This window comes from Mesorhizobium sp. M2D.F.Ca.ET.226.01.1.1 (genome assembly GCF_004022705.2).
Lineage (GTDB): Bacteria > Pseudomonadota > Alphaproteobacteria > Rhizobiales > Rhizobiaceae > Mesorhizobium.
This window is the reverse complement of sequence record NZ_RZOY02000002.1, coordinates 81,814-104,105: the sequence shown is the minus strand read 5'-3', so window position 1 is coordinate 104,105 and position 22,292 is coordinate 81,814. Positions and strand designations below refer to the sequence as shown.

24 protein-coding genes and 1 pseudogene are annotated in these 22,292 nt (G+C 64.6%); 5 read left to right on the top strand and 20 right to left on the bottom strand.

The features are described from left to right. Window positions 1-13 precede the first annotated feature (13 nt). The gene (locus EN869_RS04270) at window positions 14-361 is read right to left on the bottom strand and encodes a GFA family protein (RefSeq protein ID WP_127225083.1); all 348 of its coding nucleotides are present in this window, start codon (window positions 359-361) and stop codon (window positions 14-16) included. A 116-nt stretch (window positions 362-477) separates the two neighbouring features. Here EN869_RS04270 and EN869_RS04265 point away from each other — a divergent pair, with 116 nt between their 5' ends. Further along, a complete protein-coding gene (locus tag EN869_RS04265; protein WP_127225082.1) occupies window positions 478-1,773 on the top strand; it encodes an amidase in 1,296 nt (431 codons plus the stop codon). A 16-nt stretch (window positions 1,774-1,789) separates the two neighbouring features. Here EN869_RS04265 and EN869_RS04260 read toward each other — a convergent pair whose 3' ends face one another. From EN869_RS04260 to EN869_RS04240, 5 genes are all read right to left on the bottom strand, one after another. Beyond that, window positions 1,790-2,176, bottom strand: a complete 387-nt coding sequence (locus EN869_RS04260) for a hypothetical protein (RefSeq protein ID WP_127225081.1) — start codon at window positions 2,174-2,176, stop codon at window positions 1,790-1,792. Window positions 2,177-2,220: 44 nt separating this feature from the next. Further along, a complete protein-coding gene (locus EN869_RS04255) occupies window positions 2,221-3,198 on the bottom strand; it encodes a hydroxyacid dehydrogenase (protein ID WP_127225080.1) in 978 nt (325 codons plus the stop codon). 158 nt (window positions 3,199-3,356) lie between these two features. Further along, on the bottom strand, window positions 3,357-4,073 hold the full coding sequence (locus EN869_RS04250; RefSeq protein ID WP_127225079.1) for a FadR/GntR family transcriptional regulator: 717 nt from the start codon (window positions 4,071-4,073) through the stop codon (window positions 3,357-3,359). A 2-nt stretch (window positions 4,074-4,075) separates the two neighbouring features. Further along, window positions 4,076-5,245, bottom strand: coding sequence for a mandelate racemase/muconate lactonizing enzyme family protein (locus EN869_RS04245; protein ID WP_127225078.1), 1,170 nt, complete (start codon window positions 5,243-5,245; stop codon window positions 4,076-4,078). Between the two features lie 57 nt (window positions 5,246-5,302). After that, complete coding sequence (locus EN869_RS04240) at window positions 5,303-6,190, bottom strand: sugar phosphate isomerase/epimerase (protein ID WP_127225077.1); 888 nt, start codon at window positions 6,188-6,190, stop codon at window positions 5,303-5,305. Window positions 6,191-6,588: 398 nt separating this feature from the next. Between EN869_RS04240 and EN869_RS04235 the strand changes: the two genes are divergently transcribed. The 3 genes from EN869_RS04235 to EN869_RS04225 all read left to right on the top strand — a co-directional run bounded on the left by EN869_RS04235 (window position 6,589) and on the right by EN869_RS04225 (window position 10,056). Next, a complete protein-coding gene (locus EN869_RS04235) occupies window positions 6,589-7,644 on the top strand; it encodes a sugar phosphate isomerase/epimerase (protein WP_127225076.1) in 1,056 nt (351 codons plus the stop codon). Between the two features lie 146 nt (window positions 7,645-7,790). Continuing rightward, a complete protein-coding gene (locus EN869_RS04230) occupies window positions 7,791-8,978 on the top strand; it encodes a Gfo/Idh/MocA family oxidoreductase (RefSeq protein WP_127225075.1) in 1,188 nt (395 codons plus the stop codon). Window positions 8,979-9,204: 226 nt separating this feature from the next. Then, a complete protein-coding gene (locus EN869_RS04225; protein ID WP_127225074.1) occupies window positions 9,205-10,056 on the top strand; it encodes a sugar phosphate isomerase/epimerase in 852 nt (283 codons plus the stop codon). A 224-nt stretch (window positions 10,057-10,280) separates the two neighbouring features. Here the strand turns inward: EN869_RS04225 and phnE (EN869_RS04215) are convergent, their stop codons facing one another. From phnE (EN869_RS04215) to phnG, 14 genes and pseudogenes are all read right to left on the bottom strand, one after another. Beyond that, the gene (phnE, locus tag EN869_RS04215; protein WP_127225073.1) at window positions 10,281-11,648 is read right to left on the bottom strand and encodes a phosphonate ABC transporter, permease protein PhnE; all 1,368 of its coding nucleotides are present in this window, start codon (window positions 11,646-11,648) and stop codon (window positions 10,281-10,283) included. Between the two features lies 1 nt (window position 11,649). After that, complete coding sequence (gene phnE / locus EN869_RS04210) at window positions 11,650-12,603, bottom strand: phosphonate ABC transporter, permease protein PhnE (RefSeq protein ID WP_127225072.1); 954 nt, start codon at window positions 12,601-12,603, stop codon at window positions 11,650-11,652. 58 nt (window positions 12,604-12,661) lie between these two features. Then, window positions 12,662-13,570 (bottom strand): phosphonate ABC transporter substrate-binding protein, encoded by a 909-nt coding sequence (gene phnD, locus EN869_RS04205; RefSeq protein ID WP_127225071.1) that lies wholly within the window; start codon window positions 13,568-13,570, stop codon window positions 12,662-12,664. Window positions 13,571-13,707: 137 nt separating this feature from the next. Beyond that, window positions 13,708-14,565 carry a phosphonate ABC transporter ATP-binding protein gene (gene phnC, locus EN869_RS04200; protein WP_127225070.1) on the bottom strand — a complete coding sequence of 286 codons (858 nt, stop codon included), beginning with the start codon at window positions 14,563-14,565 and terminating at the stop codon, window positions 13,708-13,710. A gap of 192 nt (window positions 14,566-14,757) precedes the next feature. Next, on the bottom strand, window positions 14,758-15,468 hold the full coding sequence (locus EN869_RS04195; RefSeq protein ID WP_127225069.1) for a DUF1868 domain-containing protein: 711 nt from the start codon (window positions 15,466-15,468) through the stop codon (window positions 14,758-14,760). Between the two features lie 65 nt (window positions 15,469-15,533). Beyond that, entirely contained in the window at window positions 15,534-16,151 is a 618-nt protein-coding gene (locus tag EN869_RS04190; protein WP_127225068.1) for a DapH/DapD/GlmU-related protein, read from the bottom strand. Then, complete coding sequence (gene phnL / locus EN869_RS04185) at window positions 16,148-16,855, bottom strand: phosphonate C-P lyase system protein PhnL (RefSeq protein WP_127225067.1); 708 nt, start codon at window positions 16,853-16,855, stop codon at window positions 16,148-16,150. Before phnL ends, EN869_RS04190 begins: the two co-directional genes overlap by 4 nt. 69 nt (window positions 16,856-16,924) lie before the next feature. Next, window positions 16,925-17,701 (bottom strand): phosphonate C-P lyase system protein PhnK, encoded by a 777-nt coding sequence (gene phnK, locus EN869_RS04180; protein ID WP_042640728.1) that lies wholly within the window; start codon window positions 17,699-17,701, stop codon window positions 16,925-16,927. Continuing rightward, complete coding sequence (locus tag EN869_RS04175; protein WP_167506942.1) at window positions 17,698-18,663, bottom strand: alpha-D-ribose 1-methylphosphonate 5-phosphate C-P-lyase PhnJ; 966 nt, start codon at window positions 18,661-18,663, stop codon at window positions 17,698-17,700. The genes phnK and EN869_RS04175 overlap by 4 nt, the downstream gene beginning before the upstream one ends. Then, window positions 18,660-18,941, bottom strand: a complete 282-nt coding sequence (locus EN869_RS04170; protein ID WP_127225066.1) for a hypothetical protein — start codon at window positions 18,939-18,941, stop codon at window positions 18,660-18,662. Before EN869_RS04170 ends, EN869_RS04175 begins: the two co-directional genes overlap by 4 nt. A gap of 11 nt (window positions 18,942-18,952) precedes the next feature. Continuing rightward, a pseudogene (locus EN869_RS04165) lies at window positions 18,953-19,072 on the bottom strand (FosX/FosE/FosI family fosfomycin resistance thiol transferase); the annotation flags it as partial. Beyond that, a complete protein-coding gene (locus EN869_RS04160) occupies window positions 19,069-20,181 on the bottom strand; it encodes a carbon-phosphorus lyase complex subunit PhnI (protein ID WP_127225065.1) in 1,113 nt (370 codons plus the stop codon). The gene EN869_RS04160 and the pseudogene EN869_RS04165, both read right to left, overlap by 4 nt. Before the next feature lies 1 nt (window position 20,182). Further along, a complete protein-coding gene (phnH, locus tag EN869_RS04155; RefSeq protein WP_127225064.1) occupies window positions 20,183-20,794 on the bottom strand; it encodes a phosphonate C-P lyase system protein PhnH in 612 nt (203 codons plus the stop codon). After that, complete coding sequence (gene phnG, locus EN869_RS04150; RefSeq protein WP_127225063.1) at window positions 20,794-21,255, bottom strand: phosphonate C-P lyase system protein PhnG; 462 nt, start codon at window positions 21,253-21,255, stop codon at window positions 20,794-20,796. The genes phnH and phnG overlap by 1 nt, the downstream gene beginning before the upstream one ends. Window positions 21,256-21,389: 134 nt before the next feature. On the opposite strand from phnG, the gene phnF reads away from it, so the two are divergent. Continuing rightward, the gene (gene phnF, locus EN869_RS04145; protein WP_245489380.1) at window positions 21,390-22,127 is read left to right on the top strand and encodes a phosphonate metabolism transcriptional regulator PhnF; all 738 of its coding nucleotides are present in this window, start codon (window positions 21,390-21,392) and stop codon (window positions 22,125-22,127) included. The last annotated feature ends 165 nt before the right edge of the window (window positions 22,128-22,292 follow it).

Below are 22,292 nucleotides of genomic sequence, written 5' to 3'. Positions count from 1 at the left end.
TAAAGACAAAGCGTCAGGCCGAGCGGCCGTCGAACTCGAAGACCTCGATGGCAGCGAGGTCGACACCGTCGAGGCAGTTGATGTTGACATAGGCGGAACGTTCGCTGCCCTGGCCGACATCTTCGGCAAACGGATGGATGCCGCAGGTGCGGCAGAAGCGATGCGCGATTTGCGCCTTGCCGAAGGTGTAGCGGCCGAGATCGTCGCCCCAGGCGACCAGATTGAGCTTCTCATGCGGCACGGCCCACAGCAGCGCGCCTTTGCGCCTGCAGATCGAGCAGTTGCAGCGTACGGCCATGCCGAACTCGCCCTGGACCTCGAACGCCACCTTGCCGCAGTGGCAGCTGCCTTTGTACAGCATCAGCATCTTCCTGTCGCTGGCAGGGTGCAAAGGCACGCCTGCCGGGTTATCTCTTCGCCGGCCCAAATCAGGCCGTGCCTAAAGACGTTGCAACTTTGCAGGGCTCGACATCGAAAATGCAATCCGTCCGCGACCGTCTTGAAAACATCCTGTCACGTCTTGCCAATCGCGCGGCCGACGAGAAGGTCTACACGAAGCTCTATGCCGAGGCGGCGCGGGCGGCGGCCGACGCGTCGGATGCCCGCCGCAAGGCCGGTGTGAGCCTCGGACCGCTCGACGGGCGTATCGTCTCGATCAAGGACCTGTTCGATGTCGTCGGCGAGCCGACGGCGGCCGGGTCGCTGATCCATGCAGGCGCCGCACCGGCGAGGCGGGATGCGGTGATCGTGCAGAGGCTGCGCCAGGCGGGCGCGGTCATCCTCGGCAAGACCAACATGACCGAATTCGCCTTCACCGCAATCGGCGACAATCCGCATTACGGCACGCCGGGCAATGCCGCCGACGCCAGCCTGATTCCGGGCGGCTCATCGTCGGGAGCGGGCGTTGGGGTCGGCGAGAGCACGAGCGACATCTCCATCGGTTCGGACACCGGCGGCTCGGTGCGCATCCCCGCCTCGCTCAACGGCGTCTTCGGCTTCAAGCCGACGGCGAGGCGCGTGCCTTTGAGGGGCGCCTTTCCGCTCTCGATGACGCTGGATTCGATCGGTCCGCTTGCCCGCAGCGTTGCCGACTGCGCGATCGCCGATGCGATCATGGCGGGGGAAGAGCCGGCGGCGCTTCAACCAGTCCCGCTCGCGACCTTGCGCATCGGCATTCCGCGTGGCGTGCTGTTCGGCGAGACGCAAGGCGAGGTCGCGGAAGCTTTCGAGGCCTGCATCGACAGGATCGGGCAGGCTGGCGCCCGCGCCGCCGATTTGCCGATCGACGATCTCATCGCCGAGATGCGCGCGGCGACCAAACGCGGCACGATCGCGTCCATGGAAGGCGCCGAAGTGCATGCCGACTGGCTGGCGAACGGCGCCTCGGTGCCGGTCGATCCGCATGTCACCGGGCCGTTGTCGCGCGCGCTCAGCGTTCCCGCCTCGGCCTATATCCGCACGATCCGCCGTCGCGGCGACCTTGTGGCGGCGATGGCGGAACGGCTGGAAGCGATCGACGTGTTGGCCTTGCCGACCGTGCCGATGGTCGCGCCGTCGATCGCGGCCATGGCCGGCGACGAAGCGTTGCGTGACTGGACCGAAGGGCTGCTCTTGCGCAACACGCAGGTCGCCAACCAATTCGACCTCTGCGCGATCTCGCTGCCGATGCCGGGCACCAAACTGCCGGCCGGCTTGATGCTGGTGGGCAGGCACGGAAAAGATCGGCGGTTGCTGGCGATTGCAGCGGCAGTAGAGGTTTTGCTGCGACCCTGAGATCGAGCTGCGAGCCTCAGTGCGCTGAGCAGTGCCCGCGCTCGCTGTCCTTCGCCGCCCGCTCAATGCCGGTCGCTACCAGCGTCGGCAGGTGGTATTGCTTGCCATTGAAGCTGTGCGGCCGGTTCTCGATCGTGCCGGCGACGACAAGCTTGCCGGCATAAAGCTTGTCCTCCAGGTCGAGAGCCTTGTCCTGCTGCGGCAGGCCGTCAGTGTCGACCGACACACCCTTGATGATCTTCCCTGAGGCCAAGTCGAGCGCGCTGGTCGAAGGACAGGGCGCCATCACGCAGCGCAGGCCGTTGTCGCACGGCACGTAGCTGCCCTGCGCGTCGGCGCGGGCCGCGGCCGCGGATAGACAGCAAATGGCGATGAGGTGGAGTTTCGCGACGCTCTTACGCATTTACAGGAGGGTCGTCGTCAAATCCGGGAAAATTGAGGCGAGCGTCAGCCGGCTGGAAAGCGTCGCCGGTAGTGCTCGATGACGTCCGGATTGCGCAGGTTGACCGGTAGCTTGCCGGCGAGCACCAGCAGTGCCTCGCCGGCGGCGCCGACACCCATGCGCATCATCGATTCCTCGGTGATGCCGGCCATGTGCGGGGTGACGATGACGTTGTCGAAGCCGAAATAGGGATGGTTTGACGGCAGCGGCTGCGTGGAAAAGACGTCGAGCGCGGCACCGCCGATGCGGCCCTTTTGCAGAGCTTCGATCAGCGCGTCGTCGTCGACCACCGGACCGCGCGAGACATTGATCAGCAGCGCATTGGGCTTCATGCGGGCGATGCGCTCGCGGCTGATCAGGCCGCGCGTTTCCTCCGTCAAAGGGCAGCAGAGCACGATGATGTCGCTCTGCTCGACGAGCGCGTCAATCGACAGGAAGCCGACGCGCTCGGGCGCCGGGCGCAGGCTGCGCGTCGTCGCCACGACATTGAGGTCGAAGCCATGGGCGGCGATATGGCCGACGGCCTGGCCGACCGCGCCGAGGCCGACGATGCCGATGGTCTTGCCGGCAAGCTCGCTGGTCGAATTGGCATGTTCGCGCCCGGCGAGCCAGCCCTTGGCGCGCAGGTCGCGGTCCATCACGCGGAAGCGCCGCAGCAAGGCGAGCGCGGTGAACATCACATGCTCGGCGACCGACCGGGCGTTGACCGCGGGCACGTTGGCAACCAACACGCCGGCGGCGGTCGCCGCCTCGACCGGGATCATGTCCAGCCCGGCGCCGTGGCGGATCGCGGCGCGCAAATTCGTCGCGCCGGCAAACAGCTCCGGCGGCAGCGGCGCGCGCACGATGACGATATCGGCGTCGCGGGCCTCGCTGGTCAGCGTCTTGGGATCGAGCGCGGAAGCGATTGCGAGCCGCCCGGCACCGGCCAGCATGGCCGTGGCGCGAGGATGCAGCGGATGCGTCGACAGGATCTTGCGCATGGGGATTCCATTTCCGCATTTGTGCGCGCCAAGCTAAACGCTTGGCCGCAAAATGCTCAACGGCATTTCTCCGTTTCATGGAAACGGCGAACTGCCCTGTCTCTTTGTTTCGCGCAATTCCGGGCGGAAATCCGTTTCACACTTTTCCTGCAAAATGCTCACGCCTTCTCGAGCGCCGAGGCCTTCGTCTCCGGCCCGTGGCCCTCGATGATCCCCTTCCAGTAGCTCTCGGCGCCCTGCAAATGGGCGTTCATCAAGGCCTGGGCGAGATTGCCGTCGCGGCGCAGCAGCGCCTCGTAGATCTGGATATGCTCGGTATGCGAGCGAACGCTGCGTTCTGGATCGTTGAAATAGATCGGCAGGCGCTGCTCGCCCATCAGGTAATAGACGCTGCAGATATTGTGAAAGACGCTGTTCTTGGTCGCGCGCACGATCTCGAGGTGGAACTCACGGTCTTCCTTGGCAAGGCCTTCGCCGGCGGCGATGCGCTCCTCCGAGGCTTTCAGGATCTCGCGCAGGCGTTCGAAATTTTCCTCCGTGGCGCGCGAGCAGGCAAGCTCGGCAGCCTTGATCTCATGGATCTTGCGCAGCTCGACCGTTTCGTAAATCTGCACCGGATCGAGCGGCAGGCCGGCGCGGGCGAAAAGCGCCAGCGCCTCCACGCTCGCCTGCTTGGTGTCGATATAGATGCCAGACTTGGCGCGACGCTCGACGATGCGCATGGCCTCGAGGATGGCAAGCGCCTCGCGGATCTGGCCGCGGCTGACGCCGAAATGCTCAGCCAACTCGCGCTCGGACGGGGTGCGGCCGGACTCCTTGTCCGAGTTGGAGAACAGATAGGCGGCAAGTTCCGCGAGAAGGTTCTTTTCTTTCATCGTCAAATACGTTGCGCGTGCGCCTCCAGGAACCGCTCGGAGATGGTGAATCCCAATCCAGGCTTTTCAGGGATCGCTATCATACCGTCCTTCGCTTCGACAGTCTCCTCGATAAGGTCATGGATCATCGGGTTGGCGCCGAGCGAATACTCGATGATGAAGCTGGCGGGCGAGGCGGCACAGACATGCAGCCCTGCAAAGAAGCAGGGCGCGCCGGCCCACAGATGCGGCGCGAAGCGCAGGTTGAAGGCGCTGGCTAAGGTGCCGATCTTCAGCGCCTCGCTGATGCCGCCGCAGAAGGCGGGATCCGGCTGGAAGATGTCGGCCGATTTCAGCACCGCCAGGTCGCGGAAGGCGTAGCGCGTCGCCTCGCTTTCGCCGGTGGCGATCGGCGTCGAGCCCGAGGCGCGCACTTCGGCCATGCCCCGCTTGTCGTCGGCGATCACCGGTTCCTCGAACCAGGCAAGGTCGAGATCGGCTGTGAGCGTGATGAAGCGCTTGGCCTCGGCGACGGTGTAGGTGCCGTGCGCGTCGACCATCAGGTCGACGTCCGGACCGATCGCCTGCCTTGCGGCGCGCACGCGCGCGGCCGAAAGATGCGGGGCGCCGTCCATGGCGCCGACGCGCATCTTCAGCGCCTTGAAGCCGCCCTTGGCGATGTAGGATTTCAACTGCTCGCCGATGGACTCGGCGGAGGCCCAGCCGCCCGAGGCGTAGGCCCGCATCCGCTCGACCTTGCGGCCGCCGAGCAGCCGCCACACCGGCTGCCCAAGCGACTTGCCAAGAATGTCCCAGAGCGCGATGTCGACGGCGCTGATCGCCGCCACGCTCATGCCGCGCCGCGCCAGCTGCGGCATGGCATGGCCGGCATGCGCGGCCGTCTCATGCCGCACGCCGTTGTAAAGCATTTCCCAGATGACGCCGATGTCGGCCGGGTCGCGGCCGATCAGTTGCGGGGCGATCTCGTGGTTGAGCATATGGACGAGCGCGCCGTAGCTGCCGGCGCTGCCGGCGGCGTTCTTGCCTTCGCCCCAGCCGACCAGGCCGTCATCGGTCTCGATGCGCAATATGGCGGCGTCGAACGTCGTCACCTGTCCGAAGTCGCTGCGATGCTGCTTCGCGACTTCTATGGGGACACGGACCCACCAGGCCTGGACGCTTTTGATGCGCATGTTTTCCCTTCGGCCCCTCCGCCCGCCGAGCGGCAGGGACAGGTTTCAGTCGGAGGCCTACTTGATCAGCGGCAGCAGCGTCTCGGCGGTGATGCGCATCTGGTCGGTGTAGAATTTCTCCGTCAGCACGCTGGAGCCGTGGTCCTGGATGAATTTGAGCTGCTCGGGCGAGATGTCGACCGGATTGCGCTCGACCATCTCCGGATAGGGCGCGGCGGGCGTGCGGTCGACAGGGGCGACGAACTCGTTGGTCAGCGCGCCGTCATAGCCGATATCCTTCAGCGTGCGCACGATCTTTGGCCAGTCGATCTGGCCAAGGCCGGCGGCGAAGCGGTTGTTGTCGGCGACATGGAAGTCGTAGAGGCGCTTCCCCACCTGACGGATCGCGTCATAGACGTTAAATTCCTCCATGTGGATGTGGTAGGCGTCGAGGCAGACGCCGCATTCGGGGCTCACCGCATCGGCGAGCGCGAGCGCCTGGGCGCCGCGATTGAAGAGATAGGTCTCGAACCGGTTGAGCGGTTCGACGGCGATCCTGACGCCGACCTTCTTGGCATGGGTGAAGCATTCGCGCGTGGCGTCGACCACCCAGCCCCATTCCTCCGCCTCCGTGCCGTCCGGCACGACCTTGCCGACGGTGGCAGGCACCAGCGTGATGATCTCGCCGTCGAGCTCGCTCACCATGGTGAGCACGTCCTTGACGTATTGGACCGAGCGCTCGCGCTGGCCCTGGTTCTTGGCGGCGAGGTTGCGTTCGCCGAGCATCAGCGTCACCGAACCCCAGCAGCGGATGCCGTGCTCCTTCAGGAGCGCGCGCGTCTCCTTGGTCTTGTACTGTTCGGGCTCGCCGGAAATCTCGATCGACTCGTAGCCGAATTTCTTGATGCGCTTCAGCGTCACCTCGAGCGGCTCCGCCCGCATCCAATTGTGCGTCGAAAGATGCATGGTCTATCCTCCCCGGAATTCGCCTGTCACATTCGCCTGCGGCGCGCCCGATCGAGGCGGCCGCATGTTCCTCCCTCAAGTCGTTGCCAGCATTTCCTCCAAACTGGTTCGACCAATTGGGTCTATCATGACCTCTACAGCAAATTTTAATATACGGCAAGGAGCGGGCGGGTGAAGCTCTTCCATCCGATCAATGCCATGATTTTACGAGCTAATTTTGCCCCTTCGACAGCAAGGTCGGCGCCTATCCGAGGTTTTCAGGCGCTTGACCGAATTATGAGATTTGGTAATACCAGAATGGCATGGCGCCAGGATATCTGTAAGATTGGCCAAACTGGCTGGTCCTCACTCCAATCGGCGCTATGCTTGGTCGCGAAAACGAGAGAGGGAGGATGCCGATGCCAACGACGATGAAGGGGCCTGGCCTGTTTCTGGCGCAGTTCGCGGGGGACGCCGCGCCGTTCAATTCACTGGCCTCGATCACCAAATGGGCGGCCGGGCTCGGCTACAAGGGCGTGCAGATCCCGACCTGGGACGCACGCCTGTTCGACCTCAAGAAGGCGGCGTCGTCGAAGGCCTATTGCGACGAGGTGAAAGGCATCTGCGCCGATGCCGGCGTGGAGATCACGGAACTGTCGACGCACCTGCAGGGGCAATTGGTGGCGGTGCATCCGGCCTATGATGCGCAGATGGACGGCTTCGCGCCGCCATCGGTGCACAACAACCCCAAGGCGCGGCAGAAATGGGCCGTCGAACAGATGGAGTTCGGCGCCAAGGCATCGCGCAATCTCGGGCTCAACGCCTCGGTGTCGTTCACCGGTTCGCTGGCTTTCCCTTACCTCTATCCCTTCCCGCAGCGGCCGGCCGGGCTGATCGAGGAAGCCTTTGGCGAACTCGGCAAGCGCTGGAAGCCGATCCTCGATGTCTATGAGGACAATGGCGTCGATGTCGGCTACGAGATCCACCCTTCCGAGGATGTGTTCGACGGCGCGACCTTCGAGATGTTCTTGGACGCCGTCGGTGGCCACAAGCGCTGTAATATCAACTACGACCCGTCGCATTTCCTGCTGCAGCAGCTCGACTATCTCGAGTTCATCGACATCTACCATGAGCGGATCAAGGCGTTCCACGTCAAGGATGCCGAGTTCAACCCGACCGGACGCCAGGGTGTCTATTCCGGTTATCAGGGCTGGGTGAACCGGGCCGGCCGCTTCCGCTCGCTGGGCGACGGGCAGGTTGATTTCAGCGGCATCTTCTCAAAACTCACCCAGTACAATTACGATTCCTGGGCAGTGCTGGAATGGGAATGCTGCCTCAAGCATCCCGAGGACGGCGCCGCCGAAGGCGCGCCTTTCATCCAGCACCACATCATCCGGGTGACGGAGAAGGCCTTCGACGATTTCGCCGCCGGCACGACCGACAAGAAGCTGCTGCGCGCGATGATGGGGATTTGACGCGATTACCCTCTCCTCGAGGGGAGGGTGGCCCGAAGGGCCGGGTGGGGTCGGTTCATGCCGGGCTCCACGCCGGGCACCCGATCCGCTGCGCGGATCGACCTCCCCTCAAGGGGAGGTGACAAACAAGAGGAGAGGACGAAAAAATGGTCGGCGCATCGAAGTCGGAAACGGGAGGCGGTCCGATCCGCTACGGCATGGTCGGCGGCGGGCAGGGCGCCTTCATCGGCGCGGTGCACCGCATCGCGGCGCGCATGGACAACGACTTCGTGCTGGTGGCCGGCGCACTGTCGTCGAACCCGGAACGGGCGAAGGCTTCCGCCGAGGAACTTGGCCTCGATCCGTCACGCAGCTACGGCTCCTATGCCGAGATGGCCAAGGCCGAAGCCAAGCGTCCGGACGGCATCGAGGCGGTGGCGATCGTCACGCCCAACAACGTGCATGTGCCGGCGGCCAAGGCCTTCCTCGAGGCCGGCATCCACGTCATCTGCGACAAGCCGCTGGCGACCTCGCTGGCGGAAGCGAAGAAGCTCGCGGCTCTCGTCGAGAAAAGCGGCAAGGTGTTCGTGCTCACCCACAACTACACTGCCTATCCGATGATCAGGCAGGCGCGCGAGATGGTGGCCAAGGGCCAGCTCGGCGACATCCGCATCGTGCAGTCGGAATATCCGCAGGACTGGCTGACCGAGGACCTCGCCGCCACCGGCCAGAAGCAGGCCTCGTGGCGCTCGGACCCCAAGCAGGCAGGCGCGGGCGGCGCACTGGGCGACATCGGCACGCATGCCTACAACCTCGCCCGTTTCGTCTCGGGGCTGGAGCTGGATTCGCTCTCGGCTGATCTCGACGCCTTCGTGCCGGGCCGCCAGCTCGACGACAATGTCAACGTCATGCTGCGCTTCAAGCCGGTCGGCAACAAGCATCCGGCCAAGGGCATAATCTGGGCAAGCCAGGTGGCGCCCGGCCACGAAAACGGGCTGAAGCTGCGCATCTATGGCTCGAAGGGCGGGCTGGAATGGGTGCAGGCCGATCCGAACTATCTCTGGTACACGCCCTTCGGCCAGCCGAAGCAGCTTCTGACGCGCGCCGGCGCCGGCGCGAGGCCGGTCGCGGCGCGTGTGACCCGTGTGCCGTCCGGCCATCCGGAAGGCTATCTCGAAGGTTTTGCCAACATCTACCAGGAAGCCGCCCGCGCCATCCGCGCGGCGCGCAGGAAAGGCGGCAAGCCGGCTAAGGATGTGATTTTCCCGACGATCGAGGACGGCGTCGAAGGCATGGCCTTCATCGAAGCCTGCGTGAAGTCTTCGAAGAAAAATGGGGCGTGGACCAAACTTTAGGGGTCGTGCGCGTCGTCTGAGGGGAGTCCCCCTCACCCGGATTGCCAGCCGAATTGCGAAAAGCAATTCGGGGCAATCCGACCTCTCCCCGAGGGGAGAGGAGGCGGCCGGCGCCGACGACAACCTCTTCTCCCCACCTGGGAGAAGGTGGCCGCGAAGCGGCCGGATGAGGGGGAGTGTGGCCCGCCAACGCAAATAGCTGGCCGCAAGCGGGGGAGGGGCGTCGATGAAAATCGGCATGTGCATGTTCTTGTGGACCACCAGCGTCTCGAAAAAACACGAGGCGCTGCTGAAGGACATCAAGGCGACCGGCTTCGACGGCGTCGAGATACCGGTCTTTGCCGGCGCGCCTGACGACTACAAGAGGCTCGGCGAAATGCTCGACCGCATCGGGTTGGAGCGCACCGCGGTCACGGCCATGGGCGATCCGGCGATGAACCTGATCTCGCCGGATGCCGCGACGCGCAAGGCCGGCATCGACTACATGAAATGGGCGATCGACTGCAGCGGAGCCCTTGGCGCCAACACGTTGAGCGGGCCGCTGCATTCGACGCTCGGCGCCTTTTCCGGCCGCGGGCCGACGGCGGCCGAGAAGAAACGCTCGGTCGCCTCGCAGCGCGCTATCGGCGACCATGCCGGCAAGAAGGGCGTGACCATCGGGCTCGAAGCGCTCAACCGCTTCGAATGCTATCTGCTCAACACCATGGCCGACCTGTCAGAGCATATCGACGCGATCGACCGGCCGTACATCAAGGCGATGTATGACACGTTCCACGCCAATATCGAGGAGGCGGATCCGATCGGCGCCTATACGAAGCATCGTCGTAACATCGTCCATATTCACATTTCGGAGAACGACCGCGGCGTGCCAGGGCGCGGCAACATTCCGTGGAAGGAGACTTTTTCCGCCATTCGCCGGAGCGGTTACGACGACTGGCTGACGATCGAATCCTTCGGACGTTCGCTCAAGGATCTCGCTGCGGCGACGAAGGTTTGGAGGGATTTCTCGGAGAGCCCGGAGGCGGTTTATCGCGAGGGGTACAAGCATATCAGGGATGGGTGGAAGAGGGCGGCTTAGGATTCGCCTGCCGGTGAGCGTCGGCGTTCCTTCACACCCCCCTCTGTCCTGCCGGACATCTCCCCCGCAAGGGGGGAGATCAGCACTCGAGGCGCACCGCCCATCCTGCGACGTTGGAAGTTGGCTAAGGTCGAGATGACGGCCAATCTCCCCCCTTGCGGGGGAGATGTCCGGTAGGAAGAGGGGGTGCTGTCCCGCCGACCTCTCGTAAGAGGGCAGCAGTCCTACCCCCGCTCAGCCTGCAGCCGGTTGTAATCATGCAGCGTGCGGCTGAGCCTTCGGCGCAGGAAGTTCGAGATGTTGTCGAAGACAAAGACGACGAGCAGCGTCAAGAGCACCATGTAGAAGACGTTGGCCCAGTTCGAATTGGTGCGCATCGCTTCCCACAGTTTCAGGCCGATGCCGCCGGCGCCGACAGCGCCGATGATGGTGGCACCGCGCGTGTTCGATTCCCACTGATACAGCGTCTGGCTGATGAAGATCGGCACCACTTCCGGCAGCACACCGTAGCGCTGCACCAAAATGCCGTTGGCGCCCGTCGAGAGCACGCCTTCGCGCGCCTTGTCGTCGATGTTTTCCAGCGCCTCGGAATAGGTTTTGCCCAATGTGCCGATCTCGGTGAAGAAGATCGCCGCACTTCCCGCCAGCGGCCCGGGGCCGAAGGCGCGGGTGAAGAACAGCGCCCAGATCAGCATGTCGACCGAGCGCATGAAATCGAAGAAGCGCTTCAGCACCTGACTGAGCAGCCCGCTCGGCGTGATGTTGCGGGCGGCGAAAAAGGCAAGCGGGAAGGCGACGATGCCGCCGAGCAGCGTGCCGAGAAACGCCATGACGATCGTCTGCAGCAGCTTCGTCCAGACATCGCCGTGCTGCCACTGCGCGTTGTTCCAGATGTTGTCGGCGGCCAAGGCAAGGTTCGACGTGCCGGGCTGGAGCTCCGGCCCGGAGACGATCAGTGACATCACCTCGCCGGCCGGTTTGCCGAAGAAGGGCGAGCGGGTGTCGAAGACGAAATTGGCCCAGCCGAGGAAGCGCTTGCGCACCTTGACGCGGTCGACCGTGACGCGCACTTCGCCCGCAAAACCCATCTTGGCGACGATCTCGTCGTCATGGACGGTCACCCAGTCGGGCGCAGGGCCGGTCACCACCGGCTTGCCGCCGGTCAGCCTTATCGGCACGGTCACGCCATTGGCCGTGAGCGTGGCCTTCGTCTTGTCGAAGGTGACGAATTTTGCGTCACCGTCGATCTGGACCGTGTAGGTGCCGTCGGGGTTCTTGATCACCCAATCCGGGTTGGGGTTTTCGCCAAGTGCGGAAAAACGCGGATATTTCGGGGTGATCTCAGGCTGATCGAGCCGGAATTCCGGCTGCAGGTCGTAGCTGATCCATTGCGACAGGAAGAGCGGCAGGCGCTCCCAATGCGACTCGCGCAGCACCTGCGGCAGGCTGAAGAACCACAAGGCATAGCCAAGATAGAGCACCGTGCCGGCGACCAGCAGCAGCGGCCAGAAGCGCTTGTAGGCCGGCCGCTGAAAGATGTGCGGATGGCGTTTCTCGATCGCGCTGATTTCGTCTGCGGTAATCGTCGACATATCAAGCGCTCATCAGGAAAGCCTGCTCGCCGACGAGCTTGCGGCGCAGCCAGGCGGAGAACTGGTCGACGAGGAAGATGGTGATGAAGAGCAGGAGCACCAGCGCCAGGGTCTTGGCGCCGAAGCCGCGCGAGATGGCGAGCTTCAGCTCCTCGCCGATGCCGCCGCCGCCGACTGCGCCCATGATGGTCGAGATGCGCACGTTGATCTCGATCCTGAGCAGCGTATAGGACATGAAATTGGGCAGCACCTGCGGCAGGTCGGCGAAGCGCACGCGCTCGAACCAATTGGCGCCGACCGCGCGCAGGCCCTCCTCCGGCCGCATGTCGATGTTCTCGTTGATCTCGTAGAACAGCTTGCCCAGCGCGCCGATCGAATGCAGGCCGATGGCGATGATGGCGGCGACCGGGCCGATCGAAACGATGGCCGCGAACAGGCCGGCAATGACGATCTCCGGGAAGGCGCGCAGCAGTTCCATGAAGCGCTTGACGATGAGCCGCAGGATCGGGCTTGGCGTCAGGTTGCGCGCGGCGATAAAGGAGAACGGAACGGCGAAGACGAAGCCGATGAAGGTCGAGACCAGCGCCACGTTCACCGTGGTCAGCATCAGCTCGAAATATTCGGGGATGTAGAAGCCGCCCCAGACATAGACGCGGCCGAGCGGGAAGTTGAATTCCTGCGTGCCCTTGTCGCTGGGCGACGCGATGTCGAACAGCGCGCGCCAGACGTCGTTCCAGTCCTTCGGGATCAGCCAACTCAGGAAATCGAGGATATGCGGCAGCCGGTCGAAGAAATGGCCGGCATTGGCCTCGTCGGCGAACCACATGGTGGCGCACATGGCGACAAGCAGCAGGCCGACGCCAAGCGCGGTGTAGAAGCGGCGAACCGATGTTTGGCGCCGCCAGGCATCGGCCTGCTGGCGGGTGGCGTCGGAATGAAGTGTCGCTGATGTCATGATCGGAGCATGCAAAAAGGGCGGTGCTGGAGGTACACCGCCCTTTCTGATCTTGCCTTTAGCCGCCGATGGCAGCTTTGCGGGCTTCGACGATGACGCTGTAGAAGTCCGGCTTCACCGGGACGTAGCCGGTGAAATCACCGCCCTCGACGCCTTCGAAGCAGGCCTTGTCCTTCTTCGGCAGCTCGGTGAAGAAAGCGGCCAGCTTGGCGGTCATGTCGGGGCCGATCGCGGTGCGCACGACCAGCGGGCCGTTCGGGATCAGGCCCGAGCGCCAGACCTCGACGAAATCGTTCGGATCGACGGCGCCCTTGGCGACTTCCTTGTGGAAGGTGCCGGAGGTGTAGCCGTTCTTGAAGTCGCCGATGCCCGAGGAATCGTCCACGGCAACGTCGACCTTGCCGTCGCGCACGGCCAGCACGTTGTTCTCATGGCCGCCATTGAACTGGGTCGAGGCGAAATAAGTCTCGTTGGAAGCGCCGGTGTCCTTCGGAATCTGGGTCAGCGGGATCAGATAGCCTGAGGTCGAGTCCGGATCGGCATAGCCGAGCTTCTTGCCCTTGGCCGACTTGATGTCGGTGATGCCGGAGGTCTTCAGCGCCAGGCCAACCGAATAATAGCCCGTCGAGCCGTCGGTTTGCTGGGTGGTCAGGATCGGAGTGACGGCCTTCGGGTCCTTCAGATAGACGCTGGCGTAGCCGGACGCGCCGAGCTCGGCGAAGTCGAGCGTGCCGCCGAGCAGGCCCTGGATCACGCCGTCATAGTCGGCGGCCGGGAACAGCGACACCTTGTCGAAGCCGAATTCGGCCTTCAGATGGTCGGCGAGGCACTGGTAGTTGCGCAGACGGTCGGTCTCGTTCTCACCGCCAAGGATGCCGACGCGGAATTCCTTGATATCAGCGGCGTGCGCGGCGCTTGCGGCCATGGCGAGCAGCGAAACCGCCCCAAAAACCATCTTCCTGAACATTTTGATCTCTCTCCTGTTGTTCCGGCTGCGCGCCGGTGGCGTTCTGATTTTTCAAGTCTTGCCTTTGACGCTGGCGGGCGATCCGGGTTGCTCTCGATATCCACGATTGCCCGGCCGCCTGGAGCCGGGTGGCGGATTCAGTAGCCAGGAAAGGCTGGTTCGAGCGGTCCGGCGGATGCGGTGATCTTCGGCTTGATGGTCACGCTGGTCGACGTGATGGCCTCGGAGATTTCTGCGCCGCTGGCGTCGGCGCCATAGACGGTGCGCACGGCGTCGCGGTCGAGATCTTCCGGTCCACCGTCGAAGACGACCTTGCCGGCGGCCATGCCGATGATGCGGGTGCAGTAGGCGCGGGCGGTATCCAGCGTGTGCAGATTGGTGACGACGGTGATGCCTTCGCGCAAATTGATGTCGCGCAGCGAGTCCATCACGACCTTGGCGTTGAGCGGATCGAGCGAGGCGATCGGCTCGTCGGCCAGAAGCACCTTCGGCTGCTGCATCATGGCGCGGGCGATCGCGACACGCTGCTGCTGGCCGCCGGACAGCGTGCCGGCCGGCTGCAGCGCGGTGCGGGCGATGTCGAGGCGCTCGAGCGCGGCCACCGCCTCGGCGCATTCGGTGCGCGTGAACATGCCGAGCAGATTGGAAAGCGTAGAGCGATGGTTGAGGCGGCCGAGCAGGACATTGGTCAAAACGTCGAGGCGCGGCACGAGGTTGAACTGCTGGAAGATCATGGCGCAATCGCGCTGCCAGCGGCGCAGCGGCGAACCCTGCAGGCTGGAGACCTCGGCGCCGTCAAAGAAAATCGACCCCTGGCTGGGATCGATGAGACGATTGATCATGCGCAGCAGCGTCGACTTGCCGGCGCCGGAACGGCCGATGATGCCGACCATCTGACCGCGCGGGATCGAGACGTTGATGTCGCTGACGGCGGTGTTCTTGCCAAATCGTCGGGTTACGCCGCGGATTTCGAGCGTGGCCGATGATCCTGACATACCAAATACTCCAGTCCGTCGCCGTTTGAAGGTCTGTTAACCTTGGCTAGCGCAGGCGCATGAAGCTGAGGTGTCGGATTGATGTCAGTTTTGTTACCGCCCACAGGCGCAATACCCGATTATGCCAGCCGTCCAAAATCGCTGCGAGCTGCGGGGTCAGGTCGGAGGCCAGGCTTTGGCGGCAGGCCGCAGTCATCCTAAGACGAGCAGTTCCTCGAAATGCTTCATATCCTTGAAGCTGCAGAAGGCCGGCGGCCTGAGCTCGATCACTGGAGCCTCGCGCTCCAGGAATGACAGGCAGTCGTCGAACAGATCCTGCCACGCAGCCGCGCGTTCGTCGGCGAGACGGCGGATCTGGTAGGCGAAAGTGATGTGGAACACATAGGTATCGTGGTCCAGATGGCGGTAGCCGAACGGCACGGACAGCGCATCGCGCCAGGCTTTCAGGATTTGGCGATCTTCTTCGGCGGCGCCGGCGACAGTCAGGCCTGTCGGCACGACTTCGACAATCTTGACCTTGAAGGGACCGTGGCCCTCGAAGCCTTGCAGGCGTTCGAGGTAGAGGCGGGTCATGTCGTCGACGCCGGTGTCGAGAGGCACGTCCGAAGGCCAGTAAGGAAGGCGGCGGCGATATTCGATGATGCCCTGCAACAGGGTCATGTGCAGGCTGGAAATCGGCGTGAAGGCGAGGCGATCCGCATCCGGCATGGCGCGCATGCGCTCACGCACCTCGACGATCGCTGCTTGCGAAGGGGAGTCGTCGACCAGATGGCAGACGACGGTGTTGCCCGGTTCGAGCAGGAAGTTGCCGGCCGTGTCGTAACGTGTGCCAAGGTGGGCGGGCGGCATCGGATTGGTGCTCTCGAAGAATCCGGCGAGCGAGGGTCTGATTGTGTCGAGCATGGCGATCTCCCGGGGAAGAAAGCCTCCTGTCCGAGTCCTATGTCAGATATATGAAAGGAGGCCGCTCAACCGCCATGCTTTTCGAGAAACGCCTCGGCCGAGAGCTCGCGAAAATCATCGAGCGCGGTGCGCAGCCTTGCATGGTCCCAATCCCACCAGGCAAGCGCCTGGTAGCGCTCGGCGGTGCGACGGTCGAAGCGCTCGCGGATCGGTTTCGCCGGCACGCCGCCGACGATGGTGTAGGGCGCGACGTCCTTCGACACAACCGCGCCTGCGCCGACCGCCGCGCCATCCCCGACGGTCACGCCGGGCAGGATGGTCGAGCCATGGCCAAGCCAGGTGTCATGGCCGATGGTGACGCGCTTGGCGCGGCGCTCGGCGAAAAACTCGCTCTCATGCTCGGCATCGTCCCAATAGTCGGAGGCGCGATAGGTGAAGTGATGCAGCGTCGGCCGCCAGGTCGGATGATTGGTGGCGTTGATGCGCACGCTTGCCGCGATGTTGGAGAATTTTCGAATGGTCGCGCACCAGACGGCGCAGTCCTGCATCATGTAGGAGTAGTCGCCGAGCTCGGATTCGGCGACACGGCTGCGCTCGGCGATCTCGGTCCAGCGGCCGAGGGTCGAGTTTTCGACCTGCGCCGTCGGATGGATCAGCGGCGTCTCCGAAAGTTTCTTGCTCATGCGGCGATCTTTCCGGCGGCGAAGGCGGTGACGTCGATGACGCGATCGGCGACCGCATCGCGCACATCGAGGTCATGGAAGATGCCGAGCAAGGCAACGCCCGCCGCCTTCTTGGCGGAGATGAGCTCGACCACGACATCGCGGTTCCTGGCGTCGAGCGAGGCGGTCGGCTCGTCGAGCAAAAGGATCGGATGCTCGGTGATGAAGCCGCGCGCGATGTTGACGCGCTGCTGCTCGCCGCCGGAGAAGGTCGCCGGCGGCAGCGCCCAGAGTTTTTCGGGCAGATTGAGCTGCGCAAGCAAGGCGCGCGCTTTCTTACGTGCCGCCTCCCTGTCCTTGCCGCGTTCGACCAGCGGCTCGGCGACGACGTCGAGCGCCGAGACGCGCGGCACGGTGCGCAGGAATTGGCTGACATAACCGATCGTGTGGCGGCGCACGGAAAGCACGGTGCGCGGGCTGGCTGTGGCGAGGTCGATCAACCCGCCCCCATGCTGGACGATGATCTGGCCTTCATCGACGGCATAGTTGCCGTAGAGCATCTTCAGGATCGAGCTCTTTCCCGCGCCGGACGGGCCGCCGAGCACGGCGCATTCGCCGGCGCGAATCGCGAAGGAAACACCCGCCACCACCGGCAGCCTGACGCCGTCGCGCAGATGCATGGTGAAGCTTTTGGCGACATCGGAAACGACAAGAGGAGTGGCCATCATCAGAGTCCTTCGTTTTGCCGCATGATCTGGTCCGAAAACCGGCTTCCACTTTTGAGGATCATGCGGCTAGACCTGCAAAATCGAAGACACGAGCAACTGCGTATACGGCGCGCGCGGATCGTCGAGCACGCGGTCGGTGAGGCCGCTTTCGACGACGCGGCCATCCTTCATCACCATCATGCGCTGCGACAAAAGTCGCGCCACCGCGAGGTCGTGGGTGACGACAATCGCCGCCAGTCCGAGATCGGTGACCAGTCCGCGCAACAGGTCGAGCAGGCGCGCCTGCACGGAGACGTCGAGGCCGCCGGTCGGCTCGTCCATGAAGACGAGCCGCGGTCCGGTCACCAGGTTGCGAGCGATCTGCAGGCGCTGGCGCATGCCGCCGGAGAAGGCGCGCGGCTCGTCGTCTATGCGGTCCTCGTCGATCTCGACGCGCGACAGCCAGTCGACGGCCGTGGCGCGGATCCTGCCGTAGTGGCGGTCGCCGACAGCCATCAGCCGCTCGCCGACATTGGCTCCGGCCGACACCGTCATACGCAGCCCGTCCGCCGGGTTCTGGTGGACGAACCCCCAGTCGGTGCGCATCAGGAAGCGGCGCTCGGCCTCGCTCATGCGGTAGAGCTCGCGCCACTGGCCATCGCGCATACGGTAGCTGGCAGTGCCGGAGGAGGGCAGCAGGCGGGTCGACAGGCAGTTGAGCAGCGTCGTCTTACCGGAACCGGACTCGCCGACGACCGCCAACACCTCGCCCGGCCAGAGATCGAAGGTGACGTTCTCGCAGCCGACGCGCGAGCCGTAGAATTTGGACAGCGCTGAAACGCGCAGCAGCGGTTCGTCGGTCATTTCGCCTCCTTACCCTCCCCCTTGTGGGGAGGGTCGGCGCGCAGCGCCGGGGTGGGGGTTGAAAGAGAAGATTGGCCGATCCCCCCACCCGCGCCTTCGGCCCGACCTCCCCACGAGGGGGAGGTAGAATCGGCGCGCCGCTTTTCGCAATGGTCGGTGTCGGAGCAGACGAACATGTGGCCGCCACGGTCGTCGAGGATGACCTCGTCGAGATAGACGTTTTCGGCGCCGCAGAGCGCGCAGGGCTGGTCGAAGGCCTGCACCTCGAAGGGATGGTCCTCGAAGTCGAGGCTGACGACGTCGGTGAAAGGCGGCACCGCGTAGATGCGCTTCTCGCGGCCGGCGCCGAACAGCTGCAAGGCCGGCGAGCGATGCATCTTCGGATTGTCGAATTTCGGCGTCGGTGACGGGTCCATCACGTAACGGCCCTCGACCTTGACCGGATAGGCGTAAGTGGTGGCGATGCGGCCGTGCTTTGCGATGTCCTCGTAGAGCTTCACATGCATCAGGCCATATTCCTCCAGCGCATGCATCTTGCGCGTTTCGGTCTCGCGCGGTTCGAGGAAGCGCAGCGGTTCGGGGATCGGCACCTGGAAGACCAGCACCTGCCCAGCGTTGAGCGGATGTTCCGGGATGCGGTGGCGGGTCTGGATGATCGTCGCCTTCGCGGTCTCGGTGGTGACCTCGACCCTGGCGACCTTCTTGAAGAAGGCGCGGATCGAGACGGCGTTGGTGGTGTCGTCGGCGCCCTGGTCGATGACTTTCAGCACGTCGTCCGGACCGATGATCGAGGCGGTGACCTGGACGCCGCCGGTGCCCCAGCCATAGGGCATCGGCATCTCGCGCGAGGCGAACGGCACCTGGTAGCCGGGAATGGCGATGCCCTTCAGGATGGCGCGGCGGATCATCCGCTTGGTCTGCTCGTCGAGATAGGCGAAGTTGTAGGTGGCGATGTCGGTCATGGTGATACCATCCGCTTCGTGCTATCGAATTGAATTGCAAGGCGTGGAAACCGGACCGGATCGAAATGAATTCTGCCGGATGGATGCACCTCGGGATCGTGTTGCTGGCTTTCGTCGGCGCGGTCGTCATTTTTCTTCGGCGCACGATTTTTCCGACGCCAAGGCAAGGTACCCACAATTCCGAAAGTTGGTACGGCGGCGGTGGTGGCTACGAGGGCCACAGTGGACACGATGGCGGTGGGCACGCCGGTCACGGTGGCGGAGACAGCTAAGCTCATTGCCCGACCTCCAGTGAGAATTGCCGAGCGCCGCTGTCGACCTCACGCGCATCGAAGACGCCGGTCAAGATGTCGCTCATGCGGTCGAGGTCGCGCACGACGAAGGTCATGTGGGAGAGGCCCTGGATCATTCCGCGGCCTCCCTCTTCTCCTCGGCCTTGTCTTCATTTTCCCTCGCCTCGTATTCGGCGCGCATGCGGCGGACCAAGCCGAGCTCGGCCTGGAAGTCGACATAGTGCGGCAGCTTCAAATGCTCGACGAAGCCGGTCGCCTGCACATTGTCGGAATGGGAGATAACGAATTCCTGGTCCTGCGCCGCGGCGACAACATCCTCGCCGAGCTCGGTGGCGCGCAGCGCCCTGTCGCAGAGCGCCATGGCCATCGCCTTGCGCTCGCTCTGGCCGAAGACCAGGCCGTAGCCGCGCGTGAACTGCGGCGGCGCCTTGGCCGAGCCCTTGAACTGGTTGACCATCTGGCATTCGGTGACGCGGATCGAGCCCAGCGGCACGGCGAAGGGCAGCTCCGGCACGTCGAGCTCCAGCTCGACCTCGCCGATGCGGATCTCGCCGACGAAGGGATGGTTGCGGGCGTAGCCGCGCTGCGTCGAATAGCCGAGCGCGAGCAGAAAACCCTCGTCGCCGCGCGACAGCGCCTGCAGGCGGATGTCGCGCGCCATCGGGAATTGCAGCGGCTCGCGGGTGATGTCGCCCGGCACATGGTCGAGCGGCATCTCGCCGTCGGCCTCGATCAGGCCTTCATGGGCGAGGATCGCCGAAACGCGTGGCATGGCCTCCGGCTCGGCCGGACGCTGCGCCGGCCTCTCGACCTCGGCGCCGGCGGCGAGCTCCGGATCGAGCAAGCGGTGGGTGTAGTCGAAGGTTGGGCCGAGCACCTGGCCGCCGGGCAGATCCTTGTAGGTGGCCGAGATACGACGCTCGACCTGCATCGCGCCGGTATCGACCGGATTGGTGTAGCCGAAGCGCGGCAGCGTGGTGCGGTAGGCGCGCACCAGGAAGATCGCCTCGATCATGTCGCCGCGCGCCTGCACGACGGCTAACGCGGCAAGCTCGCGATCGTAGAGCGAGCCTTCGCTCATCACCCGGTCGACGCCGAGCGCCAGCTGCTCGACGATCTGGTCGAGGCGCAGCGCCGGCACCGAGCGGTAGCCGCGGCGGCGATCGGCCAGCAGGCGGTGCGCATTGGCAATGGCGGCTTCGCCGCCTTTCACCGCGACATACATGTCATGCCTCCATCGTCTTGATGCGGGTGGTGCGCGGCAGGCAGGCGAGGCTGCCGGGTGCGGCCAGGATGATGTCGACGCCGCGCGGGAAACGCTGGTTGTTCTGCTTCCACTGCTCGACGAAATGGCGCGGCATGCCTGGAGGCGCGATCATCGACGTCTTTTCGATACCCGGGCCCTCAAGCAGCAGCGACGAGCCCGAAGCGAGGTCGTCGACAAGGAGGATCAGCGTCGTCGAGCGGTCGGGATATTCCTGCGTGCCTTGCGCAAAACCGTCGAGCGCGGCCATCTCCTTCGGATTGGCGATCAGCGCGAAATGCGCGTCGGCCGGCGTGTTGGCCATGGGCGCGCCGGTGTGGAAGCCGAGCCAGGCCTTGACCGAAACTTCCGCCTGCAGCGGCGGGTCGAGCCAGACCGGCGTGTCGTTGTCGCAGAGCGAAAGCGCCACGGCGGCGGCGGTCGCCGACAGCGGCGCCGGCGGGCGGGCGAACTGCGGGAGGTCCTGGACGGTGCCGGGGCGCGCCATCGCATCCATGATGGCGCGGAACACGGCCTGGGCGTTGAAGACCGGCTCGGGGAAGCCGCCGTCGATCGATTGCGTGGCGATGTTCATCAGTCCTCTCCGCGCACCATGGTGAAGAAATCCACTTTCGTGGCCGCCGTCTCGACGCGCCGCGTCTCGCGCGCCGCATCGAGCGCCGCGCGCAGCGGCGCGACCAGTTTTGCCTCGACCGTTTCGCGGTGCGCCGGGTCCTGCCAGAGCGCGTCGGCGATCGCCGCGAGCCTTGCCTTGGCTTTGTCACGGCCGAGCGCATAGGAATGGCCGACCTGGCCCGAGGGCAGCCGCACCGTGGCGCGGGTGACCGTCGCCTCGCCGACATTGAACGGCGCGCCGCCGCCACCGATCCGCCCGCGCACCGTCACCAGGCCGGTCTCGGGGCCGCGCAAAAGCTCGGCCTCCGAAGGCAGGCCCGCTTCGTTCCACAGGCGGGCGATCTCATCGGCTGCGGCATGCGCCAGCGTCGCCATGACGGCCTTTCGCCCGGCCTGCTCGCGCGCTTCCTGTCCTCGCATGGCATCGCTCCTTGCACGCGTAAAATTTGTCTATTGATATAGACAACTATACAAATTATACGTATCTCGTAACGGGAGTCCATGACGGGTGGATGACAACCCGGGAAAATGCTTGGGGGCGATGGGTGACCGGACTGGCGAGCAGCATCGAAAGGCGTAACGGCGTGTCGCTGTGGCGGCAGATCGCCGACCGGATCCTGCAGGCGATTGCCAATGGCGATTTCGCGGAGAATGCGGCGCTGCCGCCGGAGATCGCGCTGGCCGAGCGCTACGGGGTCAACCGCCATACGGTGCGCAGCGCCATTGCGGCACTTGTGCAGGAAGGCGTGCTGAAGGCCGAGCAAGGGCGCGGCACCTTCGTCTTGTCGCGCAAGCGGCTGTCCTATCCGATCGGCGCGCGCACGCGTTTCTCAGCCGGGCTGCAAGGACAGACGACCGAACGGCATATCGCGCTGTTGTCATCATCGACGGAGCCGGCCAGCCGGCGCATCGCCGACGCGCTGGGCATCGCCAAGGGCGCGGCCGTCATCCGCCTGGAGACGCGCGGCGAGGCCGATGGTCATGCGGTGTCACGCGCCACGACCTGGTTCGACGCCAAGCGCTTCGCCGGCATTGAGGCCGCCATGGCGGAAACGGGATCGATCACCACCTCACTGAAGCGCTTCGGCATCAACGATTATCTCAGGCAGTCGACCGTGCTGTCGGCACGCCACGCCGATGCCGACGATCTGGCCGCGCTCGATCTGCAGCCCGGCGCCATCGTGCTGGTCACCGTCGCGGTCAATGTCACGCTCGACGGTGAGCCGATCCAGTTCGCGGAATCGCGATTTCCGGCAGAGCGGGTGGAGCTGAAGCTGTCGGCCGGCGATTAACCCCACCATCATCACCCCAGTGCGATAACCTCGGGGGTCGTCATCCATGGGCGGAGCGACGCGAAGCGGAGCGCAGACCCGAAGATCCATTCCGTTACCTTGATCGTAGTGAGCAGCGGAGCAGAATTCTGGATCGCCGCAACGCGTCGACGTCACGGAATGGAT